Annotated in this window: 6 protein-coding genes; 4 read left to right on the forward strand and 2 right to left on the reverse strand. The window is 70.9% G+C overall.

Going from position 1 to position 6,213, the window contains the following annotated elements; translation table 11 throughout:
- The first annotated feature begins 41 nt into the window (after positions 1-41).
- Positions 42-1,124: a tRNA 2-thiouridine(34) synthase MnmA gene (gene mnmA, locus AW271_RS35275; RefSeq protein ID WP_275935792.1), complete on the forward strand. Its 1,083-nt coding sequence runs from the start codon at positions 42-44 to the stop codon at positions 1,122-1,124.
- Between the two features lie 241 nt (positions 1,125-1,365).
- On the opposite strand, the gene AW271_RS35280 is transcribed toward mnmA, so the two are convergent.
- Entirely contained in the window at positions 1,366-1,998 is a 633-nt protein-coding gene (locus tag AW271_RS35280) for an MBL fold metallo-hydrolase (RefSeq protein WP_062342183.1), read from the reverse strand.
- A gap of 19 nt (positions 1,999-2,017) precedes the next feature.
- Here AW271_RS35280 and AW271_RS35285 point away from each other — a divergent pair, with 19 nt between their 5' ends.
- The 3 genes from AW271_RS35285 (at position 2,018) to ligA (ending at position 5,716) form a co-directional block, all read left to right on the forward strand.
- Positions 2,018-3,019 (forward strand): methionine synthase, encoded by a 1,002-nt coding sequence (locus AW271_RS35285; RefSeq protein WP_062342184.1) that lies wholly within the window; start codon positions 2,018-2,020, stop codon positions 3,017-3,019.
- Positions 3,020-3,060: 41 nt separating this feature from the next.
- A complete protein-coding gene (locus tag AW271_RS35290; RefSeq protein WP_157554960.1) occupies positions 3,061-3,462 on the forward strand; it encodes a hypothetical protein in 402 nt (133 codons plus the stop codon).
- 61 nt (positions 3,463-3,523) lie between these two features.
- The gene (gene ligA / locus AW271_RS35295) at positions 3,524-5,716 is read left to right on the forward strand and encodes an NAD-dependent DNA ligase LigA (RefSeq protein WP_062342188.1); all 2,193 of its coding nucleotides are present in this window, start codon (positions 3,524-3,526) and stop codon (positions 5,714-5,716) included.
- Positions 5,717-5,833: 117 nt separating this feature from the next.
- On the opposite strand, the gene AW271_RS35300 is transcribed toward ligA, so the two are convergent.
- A partial coding sequence (locus AW271_RS35300) for a cellulose binding domain-containing protein (RefSeq protein WP_174553137.1) occupies positions 5,834-6,213 on the reverse strand: 380 nt, incomplete at its 5' end.

Here is a 6,213-nt window from a genome sequence, read left to right on the forward strand (position 1 = left end):
CAGGACGGGCAGGACGCCAACGCGGGTAGGCTCGAAGGGTTATGGGATTCAAGCCTCTGCGCGTGCTCGCCGCCATGTCCGGCGGCGTCGACTCGGCCGTGGCCGCCGCCCGAATCGCGGAGGCCGGCCACGATGTGACGGGTGTGCACCTCGCGCTGTCGTCCAACCCGCAGTCCTACCGCACCGGCGCCCGGGGCTGCTGCACCGTCGAAGACTCGCGCGACGCCCGCCGGGCCGCCGACGTCATCGGCATCCCCTTCTACATCTGGGACATGGCCGAGCGGTTCCACCGCGACGTCGTCGAAGACTTCGTGGCCGAATACGCCGCCGGGCGCACTCCCAACCCCTGCCTGCGCTGCAACGAGAAGATCAAGTTCGAGGCGGTGCTCGACCGGGCCCTGGCCCTCGGCTTCGACGCCGTCGCGACCGGCCACCACGCCCGTCTTGAGGACGGGGTGCTGCGGCGCTCGCCCGACGAGGGCAAAGACCAGTCCTACGTGCTCGGCGTGCTGACCCGCGAGCAGCTCTCCCACGCGATCTTCCCGCTGGGCGACTCGACCAAGGCCCAGGTGCGCGAAGAGGCCGCCCGCCGGGGGCTGACCGTCGCCGACAAGCCCGACTCCCACGACATCTGCTTCATCGCCGACGGCGACACCCGGGCGTTCCTGGCCGACCGCCTCGGCGAGTCCGAGGGGCCCATCGTCGACGCGTTGTCGGGCAAGGTCGTCGGCACCCACGGCGGCGCGTTCGGCTACACGGTCGGGCAGCGCAAGGGCCTCAACATCGACCGGCCCGCCGCCGACGGGCGGCCGCGCTACGTGTTGTCGATCGAGCCGGTGTCCAACACGGTGACCGTGGGGCCCCGGGCGGCGCTCGAGGTGACGTCCATCGTCGCGACCAAGCCGGTCTGGAACGGGCCGGTCGACACCTCGTCAGGTGAGATCGGGTGCTCGGTGCAGCTGCGGGCGCACGGCGAGGTCTATCCGGCGCGGGTGCGGCTCGGCGAGGGCGACGTGCACATCACGCTCGAAGCGCCTGCCACCGGCGTCGCGCCTGGTCAGGGGGCTGTGCTCTACGACGGCGACACCGTCATCGGCTCAGCCACGATCGCCTCCGCCGCGTAGATCTCTTTTTCCGTTACGGCTCCGCCCGGCCGGCCCCGACCGCCGTTTCCGGCCCTCGTTGAATCCGGCGCGGGCTGGCCGCTCCCGGTGCGCGCCGCGACGACGGATCTTGGGCGTCGTGATGCTTGCCCACAGGCTGATCGGCGCCGCTTCCCGGATGGATTTCGGGTGCCGGCTTCCCTGGTGGGATCACGCGCCGAGTTCCCTGGATGGGTTCGGGTGCCGGCATTCCGGGGTGGGCTCAGGCGAATTCCACTGATTCGCCGGGCTTGAGGCGGCGCATGTCGGCCTTCTGCTTCTTGCCCTCCATCGTCATGAAGTTGTCGATCATGCCCTGGCCCACCTCGTTGACCAGCCCGTCGTGGGTCGAGAAGGCGTGGTCGGGCCGGACGGTCCTGAGGTATTCGATGAAGTCCCACACCCGCAACCACGGCGCGTTCGACGGGGCCAGCAGGGTTTCGACGGGCACCCCCGGGTCGGTCAGGGCGTCGCCCGGGTAGAAGACGCGGTCGTCGATCAGGAAGCCGACGTTCTGGATGATCGGGGCGTCGGGGATGGTCGGGGCGTGCCATTCGCCGATGACGCGCACGGAGAAGCCGGCCACGTCGAAGACGTCGCCCTCGCGGACCGTCTGGATCTTGACGGGGACCTCGCCGAGGGTGTTCACGACCCCGTTGCAGGTCCATACCTCCAGGTCGGGACTTGCCGACTTGATCAGGTTCACGTCGAGGTGGTCGACGTGCTCGTGGGTGATCAGGACGGCTTCCGCGCCGTCGAGCAGGCCGGTTCCGCTGAAGCTGCCCGGGTCGAGGACGAACGTGCGGCCGTCCTTCTCGAAGCGCCAGCAGGCATGGCCGAGTTTGGTGAGCTTCATAATTCCTAAGCTAGTCCTCGTGCATTCGTACCCATGGGACCAGGCCACCGCCACCGGGGTCGGCTCCCACCCCGGCGAAGATCATTTCGAGGCGCTCCGCACCGTTTTGGGGGAGCTGCCGATGCCTTATCTGCCCGAGTTGCCGGCGCGGGGGGTGGGGGCCGACCTGATCGGGCGTACCGCCTCGTTGCTCGTCGAACTGGCCGTCGAGGTGCAGCCCTCGGGCTGGCGCGTCGCCGACCGGCCGGGGCGTGACCACAAGCGGGCGCGTGATCACCTGCTGCGTGACCTCGACGCGCTGGAGGAGGTCGCGCAGGGGTACACCGGGCCGCTGAAGATCCAGGTCTGCGGGCCGTGGACCCTCGTCGGGGCCGTCGAGCTGCGTTACGGCGACAAGATCCTCGCCGACGCGGGGGCGGTCCGCGACGTGACCGACTCGCTGACAGAGGGGCTCGCGGCGCACATCGCCGACGTGCGGAAACGCGTTCCGGGGGCCTCTCTCGTGGTGCAGGTCGACGAGCCGGGGCTGCCGGGCGTGCTGGCCGGGACGGTGCCGACGGCGTCGGGGTTCTCGCGGCTCGCGGCGGTCGAGGGGCCGCTGGCCGCCGCGCGGCTGGGGCAGGTGCTGGCGGCGGCCGAGTTCCCGATCGTGCACTGCTGCGCGCCCGCGGTGCCGTTCGAGGTGCTGCGCACGGCCGGGGCCAAGGGCATCTCGCTCGACGCGGGGCTCCTGCGGCGGCGTGACGAGGACGCGCTCGGGGCGGCCATCGAGGCCGGGACCGCCTTCTTCCTGGGCGTGGTGCCGGGCACCGACAGCAGGCTGCCCGACGTCGGCGTGGTCGCCAAGCCCGCGCTGGAGTTGTGGCGGCGGCTGGGCTTCCGGCCAGAAGGGCTGGCGCACCAGGTCGTGCTCACCCCGGCCTGCGGGCTCGCGGGGGCCTCGCCCGCCTACGCGAAGGCGGCGCTGGCCAAGTGCCGGGAGTCGGCCCGGGTGCTGCGGGAGGACCCGGAGGAGGAGTAGGAGTACATCCGATTGCAAGCGTGGCCCGGTATTCCTGCACTATGCGGATATTTCTGGTCATGGGCGCGGTGCTGGCCGGGCTCCTCGTCGCGGCGGCTCCGGCCGCCGCCGACACCTGGCACTGGGGGCCGGTGAAGTCGGCCGACGGCAAGGGCCGGGTCACGAACGGGAAGATCGTCTCCACCGCCACGGGTCTCAAGATCACCGGGCGGCTCCACGACGCCACGGCGGGCGGTTCGTGTTCATGGGTGCGGTTCCGGTACCTGACCGATGGCGGCAAAACGGTGTACAAGTCGTACAAGACCTGTAAGGCCGGATGGAGCACGGTCACCCTCAAAACCGGACACGTTCTCAGCGTCGAGGCGCGGGTCTGCCGGGGCACGGCCACGGCGGTCACCGGGCGTTGCTCCGCTTATGAGGGGGTCTGGGCGCAGGGCGGCTGAGCACGGGAAAGTCGGTCGGCGGCGATAGGTTTTCCCTGAGTCGCGATGAGGGGAGCGGGGCATGACCGAGCAGACCGCGCCGGAGCCGAGTCCGGAAGAGGCCGAGCTCAGCAGGCGGCACTCGGAGCTCACGGAGCTGATCGAGCAGGCGAGCTGGCGCTACTACGTGCTCGACTCGCCGACGGTCAGCGACGCCGAATACGACTCCTGGATGCGGGAGATCACCGCCATCGAGGAGCGGCGTCCGGAGCTGCGCACGCCCGATTCGCCGACGCAGAAGGTCGGCGCGCCGATCTCGACCGAGTTCACCGCCGTCGAGCACCTGCAGCGGCTCGAAAGCCTCGACAACGCCTTCAACGCGGCCGACCTGGCCGCCTGGCAGGGCCGGGCCGAGCGGCTGGCCGAGCGTGATCCCGCGCCCTACCTGTGCGAGCTGAAGATCGACGGGCTGGCGGTCGCGCTCGTCTACGAGAAGGGCCGCCTGGTCAGGGCCGCCACCCGCGGCGACGGCCGGGTCGGCGAAGACGTGACCCCCAACGTGCGCACCATCGCCGACGTGCCCGAACGGCTGACCGGCGACGACGTGCCCGACCTCATGGAGGTCCGGGGCGAGGTGTTCCTGCCGGTGTGGGGCTTCGAGAAGCTCAATCAGGAGCTCATGGACGCCGGCAAGCCGCCCTTCGCCAACCCGCGCAACTCCGCGGCGGGGTCGCTGCGGCAGAAGGACCCGCGCGTCACCGCCCACCGCGCGCTGCGCATGATCGTCCACGGCGTCGGCAAGTGGGAGGGCGCCGCGCCGCCCACGGCCCAGTCCGACATGTACGACCGGCTGAAGTCGTTCGGCCTGCCGGTCAGCGACCGCTACCGGGTCGTCGCGACGATGACCGAGGTCCAGGGGTTCGTCGACCACTACGCCGAACACCGCCACGACACCGAATACGAGATCGACGGCGTCGTGGTCAAGCTCGACCGGGTCGACGTGCAGCGGCAGCTGGGCTCGACGAGCAAGGCGCCCCGGTGGGCCATCGCCTACAAATACCCGCCAGAAGAGGTCACCACCAAGCTCCTCGACATCCGCGTCGGCATCGGCCGGACCGGCCGGGTCACCCCGTTCGGCATGATGACCCCGGTGGTCGTGGCCGGGTCGACGGTCGAGCGGGCGACACTGCACAACGCGTCCGAGGTCGCGCGCAAGGGCGTGCTGATCGGCGACACGGTCGTGCTCCGCAAGGCCGGCGACGTGATCCCCGAGATCGTCGCGCCGGTGGCCGACCTCCGCGACGGCGGCGAGCGGGCGTTCGTGATGCCGACCCACTGCCCCGAGTGCGGCACCGAGCTCGCCTACGAACGCGAGGGCGACGCCGACCTGCGCTGCCCCAACACCCGGGCCTGCCCAGCGCAGCTGCGCGAGCGCATCTTCTTCGCCGCGGGCCGTAACGCCTTCGACATCGAGGGCCTCGGCTACGAGGCGGCCACCGCCCTCACCCAGCGGCCGGCCGACGGCGAGGCGGTCGTCCGCACCGAGGCCGACCTGTTCGACCTGACCGTCGAGCAGCTGCTGTCGATCACGTCGACGGTCCGCGACCAGGAGAGCGGCCTGCCCAGGCTCGACCCCGAGACGGGCGAGGAGAAGCAGGTCACCTTCTTCGCCAACAAGTCGGGCGCGCCCACCAAGACCGCGCTGACCATGCTCGAGAACCTGGAGAAGGCGAAGTTCGCCCCGGTCGCGCGGGTGCTGGTGGCGTTGTCGATCCGGCACGTCGGGCTGCCCACCGCAACCGAACTGGCCGGGCGGTTCCGCTCGATCCAGGCCATCGCCGACGCCTCGGCCGAGGAACTGGCCGAGGTCGAGGGCATCGGCGCACGTGTGGCCGAGACCATCAGGGAGTGGTTCGAGGTCGACTGGCACCGGGAGATCGTCGACCGGTGGCGGGCGGCGGGGGTCCGGATGGAAGACCCCGAACCCGTCGACCGGCAACCGCAGACGCTGGCCGGGCTGACCTTCGTCGTCACCGGGACCCTGGCGAGGCACAGCCGCGACGAGGCGTCGCTGGCGATCACCGCCCGGGGCGGCAAGGTGACGTCGTCGGTGTCCAAGAAGACGAACTTCGTCGTGGTGGGCGAGAACGCGGGCTCGAAGTACGACAAGGCGGTGGCGCTGAAGGTGCCGATCCTCGACGAGGAGGGCTTCGGGGTGCTGCTGACCGAGGGCCCCGAGGCGGCCGGGAGCGTGGCGGTCGTGGGGGAGGAGTAGCCGGTCCCCGCGGGCATGGAAGAGGCCACCCGTTCCGGGCTTCTGGGCCGGAACGAGTGGCCTCGGTCTGCGGGGGTGCTCGGGTGTGGTTCGGCGCAGCCCGCAGAGTTCAGGGGACTACAGCGCCGTGCAGGTCACCGACGGGACGTTGTTGGTGCTGCCGGAGTTGGCCGTGAAGCCGAAGTTCGTGCTGGCGTTCGGGGCGAGGTTGCCGTTCCAGTTGAGGTTGGTCACCTGGACGTTGCCGCCCGACTGGGTGTGGCTGCCGCTCCACAACTGGGTGATGGTCTGGCCGTTGGCGAACGTCCAGTTCACCCGCCAGCCGGTGAGTCCGACGCTGCCGCTGTTGCGGACCGCGACCTCGGCCTGGAAGCCGCCGCCCCACGGGTTGATGATCCGGTAGGTCGCCGCGCACGCCTTACCGCCCGGGGTGGGCGTCGGGGTGGGGGTCGGGGTGGGGGTCGGCGTGGGCGTCGGGGTCGGGGTGGGGGTCGGCG

The sequence above is a fragment of the Herbidospora sakaeratensis genome, assembly GCF_001570525.1.
GTDB lineage: Bacteria > Actinomycetota > Actinomycetes > Streptosporangiales > Streptosporangiaceae > Herbidospora > Herbidospora sakaeratensis.